The 19,369-nt window shown below is 73.3% G+C and carries 16 protein-coding genes; 9 read left to right on the top strand and 7 right to left on the bottom strand.

Annotated elements, in window-relative coordinates; all coding sequences use genetic code 11:
* Nucleotides 1-193: 193 nt before the first annotated feature.
* Nucleotides 194-796 carry a TetR/AcrR family transcriptional regulator gene (locus ACWG52_RS29005; RefSeq protein ID WP_389814383.1) on the bottom strand — a complete coding sequence of 201 codons (603 nt, stop codon included), beginning with the start codon at nt 794-796 and terminating at the stop codon, nt 194-196.
* Between the two features lie 137 nt (nt 797-933).
* Between ACWG52_RS29005 and ACWG52_RS29010 the strand changes: the two genes are divergently transcribed.
* The 6 genes from ACWG52_RS29010 (at nt 934) to ACWG52_RS29035 (ending at nt 10,762) form a co-directional block, all read left to right on the top strand.
* Nucleotides 934-2,328, top strand: a complete 1,395-nt coding sequence (locus ACWG52_RS29010) for a purine-cytosine permease family protein (protein WP_389814385.1) — start codon at nt 934-936, stop codon at nt 2,326-2,328.
* Nucleotides 2,329-2,360: 32 nt separating this feature from the next.
* Nucleotides 2,361-4,019 carry an amidohydrolase gene (locus ACWG52_RS29015; protein WP_389814388.1) on the top strand — a complete coding sequence of 553 codons (1,659 nt, stop codon included), beginning with the start codon at nt 2,361-2,363 and terminating at the stop codon, nt 4,017-4,019.
* 75 nt (nt 4,020-4,094) lie between these two features.
* The gene (locus ACWG52_RS29020) at nt 4,095-4,514 is read left to right on the top strand and encodes a hypothetical protein (RefSeq protein WP_389814391.1); all 420 of its coding nucleotides are present in this window, start codon (nt 4,095-4,097) and stop codon (nt 4,512-4,514) included.
* A gap of 672 nt (nt 4,515-5,186) precedes the next feature.
* Nucleotides 5,187-8,693 carry a DNA polymerase III subunit alpha gene (locus ACWG52_RS29025; RefSeq protein WP_390140920.1) on the top strand — a complete coding sequence of 1,169 codons (3,507 nt, stop codon included), beginning with the start codon at nt 5,187-5,189 and terminating at the stop codon, nt 8,691-8,693.
* Nucleotides 8,690-9,700, top strand: a complete 1,011-nt coding sequence (locus tag ACWG52_RS29030) for a DinB/UmuC family translesion DNA polymerase (protein ID WP_389814397.1) — start codon at nt 8,690-8,692, stop codon at nt 9,698-9,700. The genes ACWG52_RS29025 and ACWG52_RS29030 overlap by 4 nt, the downstream gene beginning before the upstream one ends.
* A gap of 201 nt (nt 9,701-9,901) precedes the next feature.
* Entirely contained in the window at nt 9,902-10,762 is an 861-nt protein-coding gene (locus ACWG52_RS29035; RefSeq protein ID WP_375934152.1) for an esterase/lipase family protein, read from the top strand.
* Between the two features lie 34 nt (nt 10,763-10,796).
* On the opposite strand, the gene ACWG52_RS29040 is transcribed toward ACWG52_RS29035, so the two are convergent.
* The 4 genes from ACWG52_RS29040 to ACWG52_RS29055 form a co-directional block, all read right to left on the bottom strand.
* Nucleotides 10,797-11,882 carry a lytic polysaccharide monooxygenase auxiliary activity family 9 protein gene (locus ACWG52_RS29040; protein WP_453126369.1) on the bottom strand — a complete coding sequence of 362 codons (1,086 nt, stop codon included), beginning with the start codon at nt 11,880-11,882 and terminating at the stop codon, nt 10,797-10,799.
* A 196-nt stretch (nt 11,883-12,078) separates the two neighbouring features.
* On the bottom strand, nt 12,079-12,774 hold the full coding sequence (locus ACWG52_RS29045) for a histone deacetylase (protein ID WP_390140924.1): 696 nt from the start codon (nt 12,772-12,774) through the stop codon (nt 12,079-12,081).
* Between the two features lie 226 nt (nt 12,775-13,000).
* Complete coding sequence (locus tag ACWG52_RS29050; RefSeq protein WP_371592515.1) at nt 13,001-13,483, bottom strand: DUF402 domain-containing protein; 483 nt, start codon at nt 13,481-13,483, stop codon at nt 13,001-13,003.
* Nucleotides 13,480-14,427 (bottom strand): GNAT family N-acetyltransferase, encoded by a 948-nt coding sequence (locus ACWG52_RS29055; RefSeq protein WP_390140927.1) that lies wholly within the window; start codon nt 14,425-14,427, stop codon nt 13,480-13,482. Before ACWG52_RS29055 ends, ACWG52_RS29050 begins: the two co-directional genes overlap by 4 nt.
* A 71-nt stretch (nt 14,428-14,498) precedes the next feature.
* Between ACWG52_RS29055 and ACWG52_RS29060 the strand changes: the two genes are divergently transcribed.
* Nucleotides 14,499-14,888: a GntR family transcriptional regulator gene (locus tag ACWG52_RS29060; RefSeq protein WP_030723177.1), complete on the top strand. Its 390-nt coding sequence runs from the start codon at nt 14,499-14,501 to the stop codon at nt 14,886-14,888.
* A 73-nt stretch (nt 14,889-14,961) separates the two neighbouring features.
* Here ACWG52_RS29060 and ACWG52_RS29065 read toward each other — a convergent pair whose 3' ends face one another.
* A complete protein-coding gene (locus ACWG52_RS29065) occupies nt 14,962-16,059 on the bottom strand; it encodes a DUF5925 domain-containing protein (protein WP_386144760.1) in 1,098 nt (365 codons plus the stop codon).
* A 206-nt stretch (nt 16,060-16,265) separates the two neighbouring features.
* Between ACWG52_RS29065 and ACWG52_RS29070 the strand changes: the two genes are divergently transcribed.
* Entirely contained in the window at nt 16,266-17,072 is an 807-nt protein-coding gene (locus ACWG52_RS29070; RefSeq protein WP_352164108.1) for an SGNH/GDSL hydrolase family protein, read from the top strand.
* Here ACWG52_RS29070 and ACWG52_RS29075 read toward each other — a convergent pair.
* Complete coding sequence (locus ACWG52_RS29075) at nt 17,042-18,802, bottom strand: serine/threonine-protein kinase (RefSeq protein WP_390166432.1); 1,761 nt, start codon at nt 18,800-18,802, stop codon at nt 17,042-17,044. The genes ACWG52_RS29070 and ACWG52_RS29075 overlap by 31 nt on opposite strands.
* A 279-nt stretch (nt 18,803-19,081) precedes the next feature.
* Here ACWG52_RS29075 and ACWG52_RS29080 point away from each other — a divergent pair, with 279 nt between their 5' ends.
* Entirely contained in the window at nt 19,082-19,351 is a 270-nt protein-coding gene (locus ACWG52_RS29080; protein ID WP_030723188.1) for a hypothetical protein, read from the top strand.
* The last annotated feature ends 18 nt before the right edge of the window (nt 19,352-19,369 follow it).

The following is a 19,369-nucleotide window of genomic DNA, read 5'->3' on the forward strand; positions in this document are numbered from 1 at the left end:
AGCGGGCGTGAACGATGAGCGTGAACGACGGGCGTGAACGGATGCCCGGACGTCGTGAAAGGCCTTTTGGTGCGGCGGCTTCCGCTTTCGGTTGTCGAATTGGCCCGTCGGACCGACCGGGTGGGCCGAGTCCCGGTCGAGAAATGGGGGATTCCCGACCGTCGAAGCGAGAAGGCCGGCCGTCCCCCGCGTCTCAGACGCGGGGGACGAGCAGAGCCGCCGCCGAGCGGGCCTGCTCCAGGGCCCGGGCGCGGTCCGCGCCCCGCTGGCCCAGCACCACGCGGGTGCTCAGGCCGTCCAACAGGGCCAGCAGCTCCGAGGCCCGCGCGGGCACGTCCAGGGGTGCGAAGCGCCCCTGCTCCACCCCCTTGGTCAGGAGCGCCTCCAGGTCCCGCTGCCAGCTGTCGTCGATCTCCTCCTGGGCGGCCTTCAGCGGCTGGTTGGAGGCGGTACGGGCCCACAGCTCGATCCACAGCGTCCAGCGCGGGTCGCGGGGGCCCTCGGGGAGGTAGAGCTCCAGGAACTGGTCCAGCTTGCGCGTTGCCGTCACCCTGCGGCCCAGCAGCGCCCGGCGCTCCCCGGTGAGCTGCTCCTCGCTCCAGCGCAGGGCCTCCAGCAGGAGCCGGTCCTTGCTGCCGAAGTAGTACAGGATGTGGCCGCCGCTGGTTCCGAGCCGCTCGGCCAGCGCCGACATGGTGAGCGCGGCCAGTCCGTCCTCGGCGATGGCCGCCATGGCCTCTTCCAGCATCCGCTCCTGGGCGACCTGCCCGTCGCGCCGCCGTGCTGCTCCCGCCACCGCTCCCGCCCTCCGGATCTTCGTGGGCCGACCTTATCCCGGACAGGGTCTTGACGGGGTCGAGGTCCACCCCTCATCTTGAATGCCATTCAAGAAGTTAGAACGGCATTCAAGATCGCTCAAGGTCAGGGGTCCTCATGGGACAGCAGGAGACAGTCGACGTCGACGAGGTGTTCCGGGTCGAGACCCACGGGATCGACCCCATTCCCGACGCCGAACGCCACGGCAGCGCCAAGGACCTCTTCTGGCTCTGGTTCGGCTCCAACCTCACCTTCACCTACGTGATCAACGGCGCCCTCGCCGTCGCCTTCGGGCTCTCCTTCTGGCAGGCCACCGCCGTGGTCGTGATCGGCGGACTCTCCTTCTTCGCCATCAGCGCCGCCGGACTCAGCGGCATCCGCACCGGCACCGCCACCCTGGTCATCTCCCGCGCCACCTTCGGAGTCCGCGGCAACTTCCCGGCCGGCGTCCTCAACTGGGTGGTGAGCATCGGCTACACCATCGTCAACACCGTGGTCGGCACCCTCGCCCTGGAAGTCTTCTTCGCCGAGATCGGCTGGCAGGGCGGCACCGCCGGCCGCGCCGTCGCCCTCCTCGTCACCCTCGCGCTGACCTTCGCCGTCGCCATGTGGGGACACGCCACCGTGCAGTTCGCCGAACGCTGGATGGCCTACGTCCTCGCCGCCGGCTTCGGCGTCCTGCTCCTCTTCGTCATCCCCGGCACCGACACCTCCGCCCCGGCCGACGCCGCCCCCGGGCTCTCCGGCTGGAGCCTCGCCTTCGTGGTCATGCTCGCCGGCCCCTTCTCGTACCTGCCGATGCCCGCCGACTACACCCGCTACCTGCCCCGGACCACCTCCCTGAAGTCCATCACCTGGATGGGTGCCCTCGGCGGCTTCCTCTCCTCCGTCGCCCTCGGCGTCGCGGGCGTCGCCGCCGCCACCCAGACCGACATGACCGACGCGGTCGCCGGAGCCGAGAGCCTGCTGCCCGGCTGGTTCCAGCCGCTGTTCCTGGCCCTCGTACTCGGCGGCTCGGTCACCAACTCGATCATCACGCTCTACTCCTCCAGCCTGAACCTCCAGGTCCTCGGCATCCCCTGGAGCCGCGCCCGGGCCATCGTCATCAGCGCCGCCGTCACCGCCGCCGGCTCGCTCGCCGCGCTCTTCCTCACCGACTTCACCACCTCCCTCCTCTCCTTCCTCTCCCTGCTGATCATCGTGTTCGCCCCCTGGGGCGGAGTCTTCCTCGCCGACATGCTGCTGCGCCGCTGCCACTACGACGCCGACGCACTGCACGCCGGGAGCGCCGGCGCCTACTGGTACCGCTCCGGCTACCACCCCGCCGGCATCACCGCCCTGCTCACCGGAATGACCTTCGCCGCCCTGACCTGCGACTCCGAGCTGTGGACCGGGCCGCTGGTCGCCCCGCTCGGCGGCGCCGACCTCACCCTGCTCGGCTCGGTCGTCTCCGGACTCACCTACTGGGCCCTCACCCGCCGCCGGGTCGCGGCGTACGCCCCGGCCGCCTGAACGACACCGCACACGCAAGGGAGCACCCCCACATGGCACGCCACCCCATCCCCGCCGACCTGCTGCTCACCGGAGCCCGGATCCACACCGTCGACCCCGACCTGCCCGAGGCCGAAGCCCTCGCCGTCCACGACGGGCGGATCGTCTGGGTCGGCCCGGACGCCGAGGCCGCCGCCTGGGCCGGCCCCGACACCCGGCGGATCGACGCGGGCGGCAAGCTCGTCCTGCCCGGCTTCATCGACGCCCACAACCACGTCCGGCTCGGCTCCGACGCGGACTGCGTCCAGCTCGCCGGGGTGCGCACCCTCGCGGGCATCCACGAGCGGATCCTGGCCTGGCGGGAAGCCAACCCGGACGCCGACTGGATCGAGGCCGAGGCCTTCGACTACTCCGCCATCCCCGGCGGGCGGATGCCGTGCGCCGCCGACCTCGACCCCGTCACCGGCGACATCCCGGCGATCGTGCTCTCGTACGACGTGCACACGGCCTGGCTGAACACGGCCGCCATACGGCGCCTCGGGGTCTCGCGGGACCGCACCGACCTCCCCTTCGGTACGGCGGCGGTGGACCCCGAGACCGGCGAACCCACCGGATTCGTCAAGGACTTCGCCATCAAGGGACTCTCCCGCGCCGGCCACCGGGCCCTGCGCGAGCTGGGCGTGCCGTGGGCCTCACCGGACCGGCAGTACGGGCGACTCGCCAAGAGCCTCGACGACGCCATCGGCTTCGGCATCACCACGGTGGTCGAGCCGCAGAACTCCCTCGACGACCTCGAACTCTTCGAACGAGCCCGTTCCGAAGGCCGGTTGCGCTCCCGGATCGTCGCGGCGCTGTTCCACCCGCGCGGCACCGGAGACGCCGACCTCGACGAATTCGCCGACGCGGCACGGCGGTTCGCCGGGGACCGGCTGCGGGTCGGCCCGCTCAAGCTGTACATCGACGACGTCGTGGAACCGCGCACGGCCGCACTGCTGGAGCCGTACACCGGCTGCGGCGCGCACCGGGGCGAGACCTTCTACCCGGCGGAGGAGTTCGCGGACCTGCTGGCGAAGCTGGACGCGCGCGGCTTCCAGTGCTTCGTGCACGCGACCGGCGACCGCGGCATCCGGACCGTCCTGGACGCCGTGGAGCACGCGCGGACCCTGAACGGCCCGCGCGACGCCCGCCACCAGGTGGTCCACGTGGAATGCCTCGACCCCGCGGACGTACCGCGCTTCGCGGAGCTCGGCGTGATCGCGTGCATGCAGCCGAGGCACTGCGCACCGGAGATCGCGGGCCCCGGCCAGGACTGGGCGGAGAACGTGGGCGAGGACCGCTGGCACAAGGCCTGGCCGATGCGGAGCCTGCACGAGGCGGGGGCGGTACTGGCATTCTCCAGCGACTGGAACGTGGCGGAGATGGACCCGATGGTCGGCATCTACACGGCGGTGACGCGCCGCCCGCTGTCCGGCGACGGCCCGGCCTGGCAGCCGGCCGAGACGGTGGACGTGGAGACGGCCGTGTACGGCTACACGATGGGCTCGGCCCACGCCAACTTCCTGGAACAGGAGCGCGGTTCCCTCACGGTGGGCAAGGCCGCGGACTTCGTGATCCTGTCCCGGGACATCCTCACCGTCCCGGCGGACGAGATCCCGGGCACGGTCGCCGAGACGGTCGTGGTGGCCGGCGAGGTGGTCCACCAGGTGGCCTGATCACTGCCCTCTCCCCGTTGGACACCCTTTAGTGTGAGGCCACTTGGGGTGACCGCCCCGGGGGAGGTGGGGGAGATGGGCGTACTCGTCGAACTGGTGGCCCTGGCGCTCGTCGCGCTGACGGCAGGCACCCTGATGCGCAAGGCGGTCGCCCGCCGGGCGGAAGCCCGGACGGCGGCCGCCGTCGGCGTCGCCGCCGTCGCCGTCCCCTGCCAGGCCCGCTGGCGGCAGGGCGTCCGGCGGCGGTTCTTCGGCTACGGCAAACTGCGCACCGGCGCGGACGGTACGGGCGCGGTCTTCGCCGCCCCCCTGCGCCGGGCGGTCACCCTGCCCGTGGGCGGCCGGGCGGTCGTCCGCGACAGCTGGCGGCCGGGGCTGCGGGTACTGGAATACCGGGCTCCGGACGGGCGGCGGATCGACTTCCAGGTCTACGACGCCGAAACGGCCCGCACGGCCCGCCTGCTGGGCGTCCCGGACCCGGCGGACCTCGGCTAGCGGGTCCCCTGCGGGGTTGCTCGGTGGTGTTCAGCCGGACTCGGGCTGCCGGATGCCCTGCGGGCGGCTCGGTGGTGTTCAGCCGGACCTTGCCCTTGCCGGGCGGGGCGCCTCAATTGTCGGCGGGGCTGGGGGGTGTGGGTGGTGCGGGGCCCCGCAGGAGGGTCTCCTCGGCTCGGCGTGTGCGGGCATGTCTCGGCAAGGCGGCCGTGGTGACGCCTCGTCCTGCGGGGACCCTCCTGCGTGTCCCCGCCCCACGGGTGGGCTTCGACGGGGACGGCGTGAGGGGTGGGGGGACGGGGTGGGGTGTCCCCGCAGGACGAGCGCGCAACCCCGCCCCACAACCGAGACATGCCCGTAAGGCGCGAGCCGAGGAGACACCTCACCCCGGCCCCCCCCCCCCCCCCCCACCAACCACAGGCCCGCACATCAAGCCCCGCCGGCGTTTGAGGCGCGGCGCCGGGCGCAGCCCGAGTCCAGCTGCACACCGCCGAGCACCCGCAGGGACACCGCCGAGCACCCGCAGGGACACCGCCGAGCACCCCGCAGGGTCCCGGCGGGCGGCCGCACCGAGCCGTCAAGTGATCGAACAAGTGTTTCGCACGGGTATTCGAATTGCTCTATGGTGGAGAGCGGGGGAGGTGTTCATTCGAGCGAAGCAGGAGGCCGCGGGTGCCTGGTTTTACGCATCTGCACACCGTTTCGGGGTTCTCCATGCGCTACGGAGGCTCGCACCCCCAGCGGCTGGCGGAGCGTGCCGCCGAGCGGGGTATGGACGCCCTCGCCCTGACCGACCGCGACACCCTCGCGGGCGCGGTCCGGTTCGCGAAGGCGTGCGCGCAGGCGGGCATCCGGCCGTTGTTCGGAGTGGACATGGCGGTCCCGCCCGCGACGGGCCCGGCCGGGTCGGGGGGCCCGACCGGGCCCGGCGAGGCCTCCTACCGGCGGCGCACCCCCGTCAAGGGCGGGGCCTTCGTGGACGAGTCCGCCGCGCGGGCCGTTTTCCTGGCCCGGGACGGGGCCGCCGGGTGGGCCGAGCTGTGCCGGATGGTCACCGCCGCCCACGCGGCGGCCGCCGAGGTTCCGCTCGTGCCCTGGGGTGCCCTGCGCGGGGAGGGCGTCTTCGTCCTGCTCGGGCCCGACTCCGAGGTGGGGCGGGCGCTCGCCGCGGGCCGCCCCGACCGGGCCGCCCGGCTGCTCGCGCCCTGGCGGGAGATCTACGGCGACTCCCTGCGCCTGGAGGCCGTCCACCACGGCCGTACCGGCACCGGGCCCGGCTCGCTCCGGCTGGCCGCCCGTACCGTCGGCTTCGCCGTCGAGCAGGGCGTCCCGGCCGTGCTGACCAATGCCGTCCGCTACGCCGACCCCGGCCAGGGGCCGGTCGCCGACATCCTCGACGCGGCCCGCCGCCTGGTCCCCATCGACCCCCGCAACCCCGCGTACCCGCTCGACAGCGGCGAGCGCTGGCTCAAGGGCCCCACCGCAATGGCCGAGGCCGCCGACCGGATCGCGCAGGCGGCCGGCCTGCGCCCCGCCGACGCCCGGCGCCTGCTCGCGGAGACCCGGCGTACCGCCGAGGCCTGCCGCGTGGACCCCGAGGACGATCTCGGCATGGGTTCCGTGCATTTCCCCGAGGCCCGCCTCGTCGGCGCGGCCCACCGCAGTGCCCAGCGGGTCCTGGCCTCCCGGGCCTCGGCGGGCATGGTGCTGCGCGGGTACGCGGGCGACCGCGCCTACTGGGAGCGGATGCACCAGGAGCTCGACATCATCGCCTACCACGGTTTCGCCTCGTATTTCCTGACGGTCGCTCAGGTCGTCGACGACGTGCGCGAGATGGGCATCCGGGTGGCCGCCCGGGGGTCCGGCGCCGGCTCCCTCGTCAACCACCTGCTCGGGATCGCGCACGCCGACCCCGTGGCCCACGGCCTGCTGATGGAGCGCTTCCTCTCCAAGCGGCGGCGCGTCCTGCCCGACATCGACATCGACGTGGAGTCCGCCCGCCGGCTGGAGGTCTACCGGCGGATCATGGAGCGGTTCGGCACCGAACGCGTCGCCACCGTCTCCATGCCCGAGACCTACCGGGTCCGGCACGCCATCCGCGACGTCGGCGCCGCCCTGTCCATGGACCCCGCCGTCACCGACCGGCTCGCCAAGGCCTTCCCGCACATCCGGGCCCGCGACGCCCGCGCCGCGCTGCAGGAGCTCCCCGAACTGCGTGACGTACGCGGGGAGTCGTACGGGCGGCTGTGGGAGCTCGTCGAGTCGCTGGACGCGCTGCCGCGCGGGATCGCCATGCACCCGTGCGGGGTGCTGCTCTCCGACGACTCGCTGCTCGCCCGTACGCCGGTGGTGCCCACCAGCGGCGAGGGCTTCCCCATGTCGCAGTTCGACAAGGACGACGTGGAGGAGCTCGGGCTGCTCAAGCTGGACGTGCTGGGCGTGCGGATGCAGTCCGCGATGGCGCACGCGGTCGCGGAGATCCGCCGCGGCACGGGGCGGGAGCTCGACCTGGACGACCCGGCGCAGGTGCCGCCGGGCGACCGGGCCACGTACGAGCTGATCCGCTCGGCCGAGACCCTGGGCTGCTTCCAGATCGAATCGCCGGGCCAGCGGGACCTGGTGGGGCGGCTCCAGCCGGCGACCTTCCACGACCTGGTCGTCGACATCTCGCTGTTCCGGCCGGGGCCGGTGGCCGCCGACATGGTGCGGCCCTTCATCGAGGCCCGGCACGGGCGGGCCCCGGTCCGCTTCCCGCACCCGGACCTGGCCGACGCGCTGCGCGAGACGTACGGGGTGGTGGTCTTCCACGAGCAGATCATCGAGATCGTGCACGTCATGACCGGTTGCGGGCGGGACGAGGCGGACCGGGTGCGGCGCGGGCTGTCCGACCCGCAGTCGCAGCCGCGGATCAAGGTCTGGTTCGCGGCGAAGGCGGCCGAGCGCGGCTATCCGGTGGAGGTGATCGGCCGGACCTGGGAGATCGTGGAGGCCTTCGGCTCGTACGGTTTCTGCAAGGCGCACGCGGTGGCCTTCGCGGTACCCACCTACCAGTCGGCCTGGTTGAAGGCGCACCACCCGGCGGCCTTCTACGCCGGGCTGCTCACCCACGACCCGGGGATGTACCCGAAGCGGCTGCTGCTGGCGGACGCGCGGCGGCGGGGCGTGCCGGTGCTGCCGTTGGACGTGAACCGGTCGGCGGCCGCCCATCGTATCGAACTGGTGTCCGACGTCGAGGGGGTGTGGGGGCTGCGGCTCGGGCTGTCCGACGTCCACGGCATCAGCGGGGTCGAGGCGGACCGGATCGAGGCCGGACAGCCGTACGCCTCCCTGCGGGACTTCTGGGACCGGGCCCGTCCGGGCCGCCCGGTGGTCGAACGGCTCGCGCAGGTGGGCGCGTTGGACGCCTTCGGCGCCAACCGGCGGGACCTGCTGCTGCACGTGTCGGAACTGCACGGCGCGCAGCGGGCCGCAGGCGTACGGGGCCCCCAACTCCCGCTGGAGGGTGGCAGGTCCACGGCCTCCGTCGGGCTGCCCGACCTGACCGAGGCGGAACGGCTCAGCGCCGAGCTGGGCGTCCTCGGCATGGACGCCTCGCGGCATCTGATGGGGGACCACCACGCCTTCCTGGCCGAACTGGGAGTGGTCCCGGCGCGCCGGCTGCGCGACACCGAGCACGGGCAGACCGTGCTGGTCGCGGGGGCCAAGGCGGCCACCCAGACCCCGCCGATCCGTTCCGGGAAGCGGGTCATCTTCACGACGCTGGACGACGGGACGGGCCTGGTCGACCTGGCCTTCTTCGACGACAGTCACGAACGCTGCGCGCACACCGTCTTCCACTCCTTCCTGCTGCTGGTACGCGGTGTCGTGCAGCGCCGGGGCCCGCAGAGCCTGAGCGTGGTCGGCGCGGCGGCGTGGAACCTGGCGGAGCTGGTGGAACTGCGGGCGGCGGGCGGCCTGGACGCGGTCGCGGCCCGCCTCGCGGAGCCGGCCGAGCCGGCGGCGGTCGCCGGGGAGGGCGCGGCCGAAGGCGGGGCCGAGGTGGCAGGGCGGCCCTCCGGCCGCAGGATCCGCATGTCCACGGGGTACGAGATGAACCCCTGGGCCGACCTCCAGCCGCCCGGTACCGGCCCCGCGACCGGCCGCAAGCTGTGGCACTCCAGCCCGGGGAGCGCGGGATGACCGCCGCCGAGAGGGTCGTGATGTGCCTGCGCCCGTACCCCGCCGACGGGGGGCCGCTCGGGGCCCGGGAGTACGCCGGGGTGCTCGCGCTGCTCGGGGGCATCACCCCGGCCGTGCAGGCCGTGCCGCCCGACACCGTGCTCGCCGAGGTCCGGGGCGCGCTGCGCTACTTCGACTGCGACGCCACCCGGCTGGCCGCCCTGGTCCGGGTCCGGGCCCTCGCCCTGTACGGGGTGGACGCCGCCGTCGGCGTGGCCGGCAACCCCATGCTGGCCAGGGCCGCGGCCCGTGAGGCCCGGCCCGGGGAGACCCGGGTGATCCCCGGGGATCCCACCGCCGTACGGGAGTTCCTGGCGGGCAAACCCGTCACCGTCCTCGACGGGGTCGGGCCGAAGGCCGCCCGCACCCTGTGCTCCTACGGCCTCGATTCCGTCGGCCGGGTCGCCGCCGCCCCGCCCGCAGCCCTGCGGCGGATCCTCGGCGCCCGGCTCGGCCGCGAGGTGCACGAGCGCGCCCTGGGGATCGATCGGACCCCGGTCCGGCCGGGCGCGGCCGCCCGCGCCGTCGCCGCCGAGCGGCTCTTCGATCGGGACGAGCTGGATCCCGTACGGCACCGGCGGGCGCTGCTCTCGCTGACGGAGGAGCTCGGCGCGAAGCTTCGTACACAGGAACAGGGCCGGGGGCAGGTCTGCCGCACCCTTTCGCTCACCGTCCGCTGCGCCGACCGCACCACGCTCACCCGGACGCGCACCCTGACCGAGCCCACCGCGCACTCGGCCGCCCTGACCGCCACGGCCTACGCCCTCTACGCGGGCCTCGGCCTGCAGCGGGCCCGGGTGCGCGCGCTGTCGCTGCGCGCCGAGGACCTGACCTCGGCGGAACGGGCCGCGCGGCAGCTCAGCCTCGACCCCGAGGACGAGAAGGCCCGCCGGCTGGAGGCCGTCACCGACCGGGTCCGCGCGCGCTTCGGGCCCCACACCATCGCCCGTGGCGCGTTGGCCGCCTGACGGCTCGTCGGGTGACCTGTCGAGGGTCTGTACGGCGCCTTACAGGGGGGCGGCCGAGCGACGCGCGATTTTTTACCGACGCGTAACTTCCCTGTGTTGCTACTCACCCGTAATTTAGCGGCAGCAGCTCCCCCTTGTGATCCGGATCACGGGACGAACCCCCACCTCATCCCCTTGAGTCACCCGCGAGGAGATCACCCGATGCTGCCCTGGAGACGCCTGCTCCGCCCACTCGCCGTCCTCACCCTCACCGCCGCCGCACTCGTCGCCCCCACCGGAGCGGCGCAGGCCGCGTCCGCCCCCAGCAGCGGCTGGAACAACTGGTCCTGCAAGCCGTCCGCCGCGCACCCGCGCCCCGTCGTGCTCGTGCACGGCACCTTCGGCAACTCCTGGGACAACTGGCTCGGCTTCGCCCCGTACCTCGTGAACCGCGGGTACTGCGTCTACTCGCTCGACTACGGCCAACTGCCCGGCGTACCCCTCTTCAACGGGCTCGGCCCCATCGACAAGTCCGCCGGACAGCTCGACGTCTTCGTCGACAAGGTGCTCGCCGCAACCGGCGCCTCCAAGACCGACATCGTCGGACACTCGCAGGGCGGCATGATGCCGCGCTACTACCTGAAGTTCCTCGGTGGCGCCTCGAAGGTCAACGCGCTGGTCGGGCTCGCCCCCGACAACCACGGCACCACGCTGCTCGGATTCACCAAGCTGCTCCCGTACTTCCCCGGGGCCGAGGACCTGATCAGCACCGCGACCCCGGGCCTCGCCGACCAGATCGCCGGATCCGCCTTCCTGCAGAAGCTGAACGAAGGCGGGGACACCGTGCCCGGGGTGAAGTACACGGTCATCGCGACCAAGTACGACGAGGTGGTGACGCCCTACCGGAGCGGCTTCCTGGACGGGCCGAACGTACGTAACGTCGTCCTCCAGGACCTGTGCTTCCTGGACCTCTCGGAGCACGTCGGCATCGGGCTCACCGACCGGATCGCCTGGCACGAGGCGGTCAACGCCCTCGACCCGGCGCACGCCGAACGGACCACCTGCGCCTCGGTCTTCGACTGACCGGGCGCGGGCGGTCCGACACCGGCCCGACCGGTCAGCGGCCGTGGCGGCTCGTCGTCGTACGCGCGGTACGACGGCGGGCGGCCGCGAACAGCGCGGCCGCGCCGACGGCCAGGGCGGCGGCCCCGGCGATCGCGATCGTCGGGGTGGCGCTGTTGCCGCCCGTCTCCGCGAGGTTCTCCTTGGCCGCGGCCGGCGAGGAGGAGCCGGCCGCGATCGGGACGGCGGCGGCGTCCTTCGTGCCGTTCGTCTTCGGGTCGTTGTCGCCGTGGCCGTTGTGCTCCACGGTGGACCTGCCGGCGCCGTCGGAGATCTGCTGGTCGGTCGGGGCCGAGGGCTTGTCGACGGGCTTGTCGACGGGCTTCTCGCTCGGCTTGGAACCCGTCCCGGTGGTGGGCTCGGTGGTCGGAGCCGTACCGGAGTTCCCGCCGTTCCCGCCGTTGCCGCCCTTCCCGCCGTTCCCGCCTCCGGTGTCCTTGCCGAAGACCACGTCCGAGCAGGTGTAGAAGGCCTCCGGGCTGTCGGAGCGCTGCCAGATGCTGTAGATGAGGTGGCGGCCCGACTTGGCGGGGACGGTCCCGGAGAAGACGTAGTCGCCGTTCTGCATGCCCGGGTCGGTGACCTTCGCGAACGGCGCGGGCTCCAGGTCGGACCAGGCCAGGGGCTTCGTCGGGTCGTAGCCGTCCTTCGTCACGTACAGCTCGAAGGTGCCCTTGTGCGGGGCCGTGCCCTTGTAGCGGAAGGTGTGCGCCCCGGCGGACATCGGGCCTGCCGGCCAGTCGGCGCGGGCCAGGTCCAGCCCCCGGTACTTGTCGTTGCCGGCCGAGCAGAGCTGCCCGTTCGGGATCAAGGAGCGGTGGTTGCCGGCGGCGTTCGCGATGTTGACCGCGTTCCAGTCGTAGAACGGCTGCGTCCCGGCGGCGGCGACCGCGGCCTTGCAGGCGGCCGACTTCGGGGACTCCGGCCCTTCGGCGTAGCACGCGGCCACCCGGCTGACCGGGTCCGTCATCGATCCGTGGGCGACCGCGGGAGCCGCGGCGTACGCGGCCACCGCGAGCGGGGCCAGGCCGGCGGCGGCGATACGGGTCAACGTGACGGCGGTGCGGCGGCGTGCGGGCATGGGGGATCTCCTTCGGGCACAAGGCAGGGTGTGCCGGCGGAATCGGACTCCGCGGTGCGCCGCCCCCCGGCGGCGCCACAACGGGCCCTTCCTGTCCTGGCCCGGCCAAGCTAGCCGCCCCGACCACCGGTTCCGCGGCTTCGAGCCCACCGGAGCGGATCTTTAGGGTCCCCTTAAGCCAGGGACAAGCGCCGCCTCAGGAACCGGCGTCGCGGAGCCCCCGGGGTGTCTCGTCGGCCGTGAGCAGGTCCCGCACCTGCGCGGCCGTCCAGTTCCCGGCGGCGCCGGGGCAGGCCGCGAGGTAGTCGGCGATGTCCTGCTCCTCCCAGGGGCCGGATTCCAGGAGGCCGCCGGCCAGGTAGCGCAGGTACGCGCCCGACGGGGTGAGCACCTCGACGTCCCGCAGGCTCCACGGCGCGGTGAAGGTCAGCACGGGGATGCCGTCGATCGTGCCCGGGCAGATCAGGGTCTCGTACCGACCCGGGCCCAGTTGGTCACGGCCGTCCCGTAGGGCCGTGGTCAGATCCAGGTCCGCTCCCGGCTCCTCGTACATCTCCTGGGCGGCGATGTCGGACATCTGGCCGACCGTCACCAGGTGTGCCCGTGCGCGCGTGCGTCCGGGAGCCGTGGGGTCGTAGAAGCCCCGGCCCCCCGTCCACACGGGGGACTCCGTGGCGAAGTACAGGCGGCCCGTCAGCTCCACCGCGATCGAGCGCTCGGGGGCCCGGTGGTCCCGGCAGCCCGGGTAGGTGCGTGCCGCGCCGGGCGGGGTGCCGCCGGCGAGGTAGGTGGCGAGGCGGTCCATGTGCATGTTGGAGCCGTAGGAGGCGTACCAGACCCGCTCGGGCGTGGGGATCGACTCGGCGAGCGGGGTGGCGGTGCGGACGACCATGCGCGGCTCCTCGGGATCGGGAACGGGCGGGGGTTTCCACCCGGTCGCCGACCTGGCGACGGCGATCCGGAATCTCCCCTGTCATATGCCTATCGGGCCACTCGGGCCCGTGCGTATGGTGTGGCCCCGGACCATCCCGGGCCCGGCGCCCTCCCGGCTCCCCACGGGAGGGCCGCCGCGCGCCCCACGTCCCACGCCCACGCCCACGCCCCATGTCGTCCCGGGGCTACGAGAGGAGCGCGGACAGGCCCGCCGCGGACCGGGCCTGGTCGTCCAGCGCGTCCAGGGCCCGTACCGCCTGGGCCGCGGCCTCCGGGTCGCTCGCGGCGAGGCCGCTCTCGGCGAACTCGTCCTCGTCCAGCCGCAGCACGGAGCTCCCGTCCGCCGACACCCACAGGTCGAGGTCGAGGTCCTCCACGAGGATCTCCCCGCTCCGCACCAGGGCCGGTCGCGTGACGTCGCAGTACCAGCCCTTGAGGACACCGCCCGCGGTCCACACCTCCTTGACCGCGTACCAGCGGGTCCGCCAGAAGTGCTCGACGAACACGTCGCCGGGCTCGAAGCGCACGAAGCCGAAGTCCCGTACGCCCTCGGCCGCCCAGGGGGCGCGTACGGAGATGCGGTCGCCGTCGTCGGCGACCTGCGCCGCCGGGTAGCGGATCTTGGTCCGGCCGGCCTTGGTCAGGACGACGGTCAGCTGCGCGGTCACAGGGTCTCCAGTTTCTTCGTGTAGCGCGTCTCGGTCGCGCAGATCTCGTAGCCGAACGACGTGTTGATGGCGAGCATCGGCTCATTGCCCGCGTCGTTGCCGGTGAAGGACTCGGTGTACCCGGCCGCGCGGGCCCGGTGCAGGGCGACCGTCTTGGCGAGCTTGGCCAGTCCCCGGCCGCGGAAGGCGCGCAGGGTGCCGGTCATCGCCGAGCCGCAGCGGGTGGCGCCGTCCGTCTGCACCGCGCTGAAGGAGGCCACCACACCGTCCACCAGGGCGACGGTGGTGAGCTCCTTGTCGAGGGTCGGGTTGTTCCAGAAGCGCGCGAGCCAGTACTCGTAGTCGTCGAACTCCGCCGCCACATCGCCCGGTTCGTCGCGGGTCGCCTCGGCGTCGGTCTCGAAGAGCGGACGCGGGTCGGCGGCGAAGGCGGAGCCGGGACGCAGTTCCACCCCGGCCGGCAGGTCCTCGTCCCGCTGTGGCTCGGGCAGCGTGGCCGCCGCCAGGTCCAGGCGCAGGAAGTGTGCCGTGCGGCGGGGCCGGTAGCCGTGCCGCTCGGCGAAGGCGCGGTGGGCCGGCTCGTCGAGGACCCAGGCGTACGTGTCCACCGCGCCGTGCGCGGCGAGGTGCTCCTCGGCGGCGCGGAGCAGGAGGCGGCCGGCGCCGAGGCCGCGGTGGGCGGGGTCGACGTACGTGGTGAGGTACGACTGGCCGGGCTTCGGGCTGTCGTACGCGACGCCGGCCCGGGCGGCGCCGATGACGCGGCCGTCCGGGCCTTCGGCGACAAGGATGCGGTGGTGCTTCGCCGGGTGGGCGGAGGAGAGCTCGAAGCTCAGGCCCTCGGCACTGGTGATCGAGAAGGGCAGGGCCGCGCGGAGCACCCGCACGACGGACGCCGCGTCCGAGGGGTCGCCGGCGCGGACGTCACGGATCGATGCGGTCATGAGGCAGACGCTACGTGCGCCTTCGCGACGCGCGCCTCCCAATTAACCGTCGATGGGGGACAATCACCCGCGTGACCTCGACAAACCTGAAGATCACCATCGACGGCTCGGCCGGCTCGGCCGCCCCGTACGAACAGCTGCGCGCGCAGATCGCCGACCGGGCCCGGTCGGGGAAGCTTCCGGCGGGCTTCAAACTGCCGACGGTACGGGGCCTGGCCGAGGAGCTGGGGCTGGCCGCGAACACGGTCGCGAAGGCGTACCGGGCGCTGGAGGCGGACGCGGTGATCGAGACGCGGGGCCGGAACGGGACCTTCATCGCGGCCGCGGGCGACGCGGTGTCCCGGGAGGCGGCCGCGGCGGCTCAGGCGTACGCGGACCGCGTCCGCCGGCTCGGCCTGACGCAGGCCGAGGCGCTCGCCGCGGCGACGGACGCCCTCCGGGCCCGGTACGCGGCCAAGTGACCACCGCCGGCCGCATCCGGCCTCGCCCGACGTGGGCGGCGGGGCCGGAACGGTGGGTGAAGCACGCCGGACGTCAGAGGTACAGGCCCGCTTCCGAGCCGTGCGGCTGGGGCGGCAGGATCGCCGCCGGGCCCGTGCCGCGCCGTAGCGCGAACAGCTCCGCCAGGCTGGCGCCCTCGCGGGAGACGCCCTCGTCCGTGCCCAGCCAGTCCACCGCCTCCCGGTGGGTCAGCCGGCCGACCTCGATGCGGGCCAGGCAGCGCCCCGGCCGGACCACCGCGGGGTGGAGCCGTTCCAGGTCCTCGTTGGTGGTGACCCCCACCAGGACGTTGCGGCCCTGCCCCAGCAGTCCGTCCGTCAGGTTCAGCAGTCGGGACAGCGCCTGCCCGGCCGTGTGGCGGGCTTCGCCCCGGATCAGCTCGTCGCAGTCCTCCAGCAGCAGCAGCCGCCAGCGGCCCTTCGCCGTGCCCTCGTCCTCGCCGATCGCGATGTCCATCAGGTAGCCCACGTCGTTGAACAGCCGCTCCGGGTCCAGGACGCAGTCCACCTGGCACCAGTCCCGCCACGACCGGGCCAGCGTCCGCAGCGCGGAGGTCTTGCCGGTGCCCGGCGGCCCGTGCAGCAGGAGCAGCCGGCCCGAGATGTCGTCCGGGGTCACCTTCATCAGCCGGTCCATCGCCCCGGCCACCGGCGCCGTGTAGTTGGGCCGTACCTCCGCCCAGGTGCCGGCCGCGATCTGGCGGGTCGTCCGGTACGGGCCGCGGCGCGGGGAGACGTACCAGAAGCCCATCGTGACGTTCTCGGGCTGCGGTTCGGGCTCGTCCTGGACGCCTTCGGTGGCCTTGCCGAGCACGCCGGCGGCGAGTTCGTCACTGACCGCCGTCACGGTGACGTCCGCGCCCCGGCTCCAGCGCGAGACGAGCATGGTCCAGCCCTCGCCCTCGGCGAGGGTGGCGCTGCGGTCGCTGTCGCGCGCCGAGCGCAACACCGTGGCCTCCGGCGGCAGGAGGGTGGCCTCCGCCTTGACCCGCTCGATCGACACGCTGTGCGAGTACGGCTGCTCGCCCGACGCGAACCGGCCGAGGAAGAGCGCGTCGACGACGTCCGACGGTGAGTCGCTGTCGTCGACGTTGAGCCGGATCGGCAGCGCGTCCTGCGGGTTGGCTGACATGGCGCCCATGATCCGGCACACGATGGCCTCGTGCACCCGTGTTTCGCTGGATCGGGTGCCCAAGTTCCCTCTTCAAACGCATTCGCAGTGAAGGTTCGGGCCGTAACTCTGCCCTGAATATTCTTGGCATGGACACTTCCAGCGGACCTCGGCTGCTTGTACCACGGACTCAGGAGTAACCCCCACAAGGAGCCGCACACATGAGCATGAAACTGTCGCGCTTCGCTGCCCTGACCTCCTCCCTCTTACTCGCCGCGGGCGCCACCCTGTTCGGCGCGGGCCAGGCGGCCGCCACCGCCCGGGCCGACTTCGGCTACGTCGCCCTCGGCGACTCGTACTCCTCCGGCGTCGGCGCCGGCAACTACGACGGCGCGAGCGGCAACTGCAAGCGCACCACCCGCGCCTACCCGGCCCTGTGGGCCGCCGCCCATTCCCCCCGGACCTTCTCCTTCACCGCCTGCTCGGGCGCTCGTACGGGTGATGTCCTCTCGGGTCAGCTCGCCCCGCTCAACTCCGGCACCGACCTCGTCAGCATCACCATCGGTGGCAACGACGCCGGGTTCTCCGACGTCATGACCACCTGTGTGCTCCAGTCCGAATCCACCTGCGTCAACCGCGTGAACCAGGCCAAGGCCTACGTGGACTCCACCCTCCCCGGCCTGCTCGACCAGGTCTACAACGCCATCAGCAGCCGCTCGCCCGCCGCGCACGTCGTCGTCCTCGGCTATCCCCGCTTCTACAAGCTGAACGGCACCTGCACCACCGGCCTCACCGAAGGCGAGCGGTCCGCCATCAACGGCGCCGCCGACCACCTCAACACCGCCATCGCCAAACGCGCCGCCGACCACGGCTTCACCTTCGCCTCGGTCGCCGGCACCTTCACGGGCCACGAGATCTGCTCCGGCAACGCGTGGCTGCACAGCGTCAACTGGCTGAACATCGGCGAGTCGTACCACCCGACCGCGGCCGGACAGTCCGGCGGCTACCTGCCGGTCTTCACGAACGCCGCCTGATCGGCCGACTCCGCCCGCTCCGCCCGCTCCGTCCGGACCGCCTCGTCCGATCCGTCCGACCCGTCGGTCGCCGGACCTGCCGGACTCGCCGGGGCGCTCGTCGTCGCCGACGGTGACGGCGACGACGTCGCCGAAGTGCTCGGCCCGGGGGAGGGGGCCCCGCTCGTCGGGGTTTCCTCCCTGCACGTCACCGAGGTGGTCACCCACTGGGTGGCCACCTCCGCCGGTCCCCGCACCTCCAGCCGGACCGCGTCCTCGAAGGCCCCGTCCGGCGCGTGCGTGAGCTCGGTGTGCTCCAGCCGCCGGCTCCTCGGCCCGCCCTCCTCGTACGTGACGGACTGCCAGTCGGGTCCGGAGGTGCGTCCGCTGCGCGTGGCCCAGCGGTACTCCAGCACGACCGGGATGCGCTCCACCTCCACGGTGGCCGTGAAGGCGGGCGCGGACCCGGCCGGTGGCGGGCAGCTGCCGGTGTAGGAGGAGCGCACCACGTCCACGTACACCGAGACGTGCTGTCCCGCCGCGCCCGTGGCGGACGCCGACACCGGAGCCGACGGAGCCGTCGTCGGCGTCGTGGTCACGGTCCGCGAAGCCGTTGCCGAGCCCGTCGGAGAGCCGTTCCCGGCGCCCGTCCCGTCGCCGTTCCCGCGATCCTTGAACAGCAGCCACCCCGCCGCGATCAGAGCCAGCGCCATCAGCACGATGCCGACGGTCAGCACCAGCCCGGCGTTCCCCTCACGGGACGCCACCGGCGGCGGCGTCCCGTACGGAGCCGCGTGCACCGGCGCCGCCGGCGTCGGCTGCGCCCGGTACGGCTCGCGCGGGGTGTCCGTCCCCTGCCCGTGGTGCGCGACGACCGTCGGCGCGTCCGGCCCCGACACCGGCCCGTCGGGAGCCCGTACGGTCCCGCCCGCGCCCACCACCCGCAGCATCCGGGCCGCCTCCGCCGCGGGCAGCCGCTCGGCCGGGTCCTTGCGCAGCAGCCCCTCCAGTACGGGCGTCAGCGCCCCGGCCCGACGTGGCGGCGGCAACTCGGAGTCCACCACCGCCCGCAGGGTGTCCAGCGGGGTGGCCTGCCGGAAGGGCGAGACCCCCTCGACCGCGGTGTACAGCATGATCCCGAGCGCCCACAGGTCGGAGGCGGGTCCCGGATCGCGTCCCGACGCCCGCTCGGGCGCGAGGAATTCGGGCGAGCCGACCACCTCGCCCGTCATGGTGATCGAGGAGGAGCCCTCCAGGGTCGCGATCCCGAAGTCGCCGAGCACCACCCGACCGTCGTTGGCGATCAGGACGTTGCCCGGCTTCACGTCCCGGTGCAGCACCCCGCAGTCGTGCGCCGAGCGCAGCGCGGCGAGCACCTGTTCCCCGATGTGCGCGGCCCGCTGAGGGGTCATCGGCCCCTCGGCCTCCAGTACGTCGGCCAGCGAGAGCCCGCGCACCAGCTCCATCACGATCCAGGGCCGTCCGCCCTCGGAGGCCACGTCGTAGACGGTGACGACCCCGCGGTGCGAGACCCGGGCCGCGGCCCAGGCCTCCCGCTCCAGCCGCCGGTACAGCCGCTCCAGTTCGGTGGGTTCCAGCCCGGCCGGCGCCCGCACCTCCTTGACGGCGACATCGCGGGCGAGCACCTCGTCCCGGGCCCGCCACACGATGCCCATCCCGCCGCGGCCGATCGGTTCGAGCAGCCGGTAGCGGCCCGAGATGACACGATCGGAGTTCGATTGGTCACTCACGCGCGCCCCCGAGTGTGCTCCCGTGCGCCCGGGTGTCATCGGGCGATCACTCCAAGTTAGCGCAGTGTGGGCCAAGTGGCCCCTGTCGTGACGGGACTCGCGCGAGGGCCTTTCGCAGCGTGACGTCTGTGCGGAGAGTAATCGTCGACTCCGCTGAGTAATCGTCAACTCCCGGTCGCCACAGGGGTAATTCACACCACCGGGATACCCGGGGGCGACGCGGGGGCGATAGGGTTAACCTGCCCGGGCCGGGTGCCCTCGTACGGGTGGGGAGAGAACATGGAACAGATAGCAATGCGCAGCAGGCCGCCTCGCGTGCCTGCCATCACCTGCGGCAGCAGTGCGACCAGCTCGCGCCTCGACCGCCACCTCTCTGTGCTGGGCGGTCCCGCCGTCCCGCATCGGGAGACCGCCGAGGCGACGCTGCTGATGCGCGAGCTCACCTCCCGCGACCACACGCACCGCCTGCGGAGCCGGAGCGCGCGCGTCTCGCTCTTCGCGCCGCTGCGCCGTCTGCGTCGCACGCTCTTCGGCAGCCGCCGCTCGTAACCTGCCCCGTACCGCAGC

This window comes from Streptomyces sp. CLCI03 (genome assembly GCF_053615355.1).

Bases quoted from the DNA above. Each gene is read 5' to 3' on its own strand.
- ACWG52_RS29020 (WP_389814391.1), top strand. From the start codon at position 4,095: ATGGGCGTACTCGTCGAACTGGTGGCCCTGGCGCTCGTCGCGCTGACG.
- ACWG52_RS29030 (WP_389814397.1), top strand. From the start codon at position 8,690: ATGACCGCCGCCGAGAGGGTCGTGATGTGCCTGCGCCCGTACCCCGCC.
- ACWG52_RS29035 (WP_375934152.1), top strand. From the start codon at position 9,902: ATGCTGCCCTGGAGACGCCTGCTCCGCCCACTCGCCGTCCTCACCCTC.
- ACWG52_RS29010 (WP_389814385.1), top strand. From the start codon at position 934: ATGGGACAGCAGGAGACAGTCGACGTCGACGAGGTGTTCCGGGTCGAG.
- ACWG52_RS29080 (WP_030723188.1), top strand. From the start codon at position 19,082: ATGGAACAGATAGCAATGCGCAGCAGGCCGCCTCGCGTGCCTGCCATC.
- ACWG52_RS29045 (WP_390140924.1), bottom strand. From the start codon at position 12,774: ATGGTCGTCCGCACCGCCACCCCGCTCGCCGAGTCGATCCCCACGCCC.
- ACWG52_RS29055 (WP_390140927.1), bottom strand. From the start codon at position 14,427: ATGACCGCATCGATCCGTGACGTCCGCGCCGGCGACCCCTCGGACGCG.
- ACWG52_RS29015 (WP_389814388.1), top strand. From the start codon at position 2,361: ATGGCACGCCACCCCATCCCCGCCGACCTGCTGCTCACCGGAGCCCGG.
- ACWG52_RS29040 (WP_453126369.1), bottom strand. From the start codon at position 11,882: ATGCCCGCACGCCGCCGCACCGCCGTCACGTTGACCCGTATCGCCGCC.
- ACWG52_RS29065 (WP_386144760.1), bottom strand. From the start codon at position 16,059: ATGTCAGCCAACCCGCAGGACGCGCTGCCGATCCGGCTCAACGTCGAC.
- ACWG52_RS29070 (WP_352164108.1), top strand. From the start codon at position 16,266: ATGAAACTGTCGCGCTTCGCTGCCCTGACCTCCTCCCTCTTACTCGCC.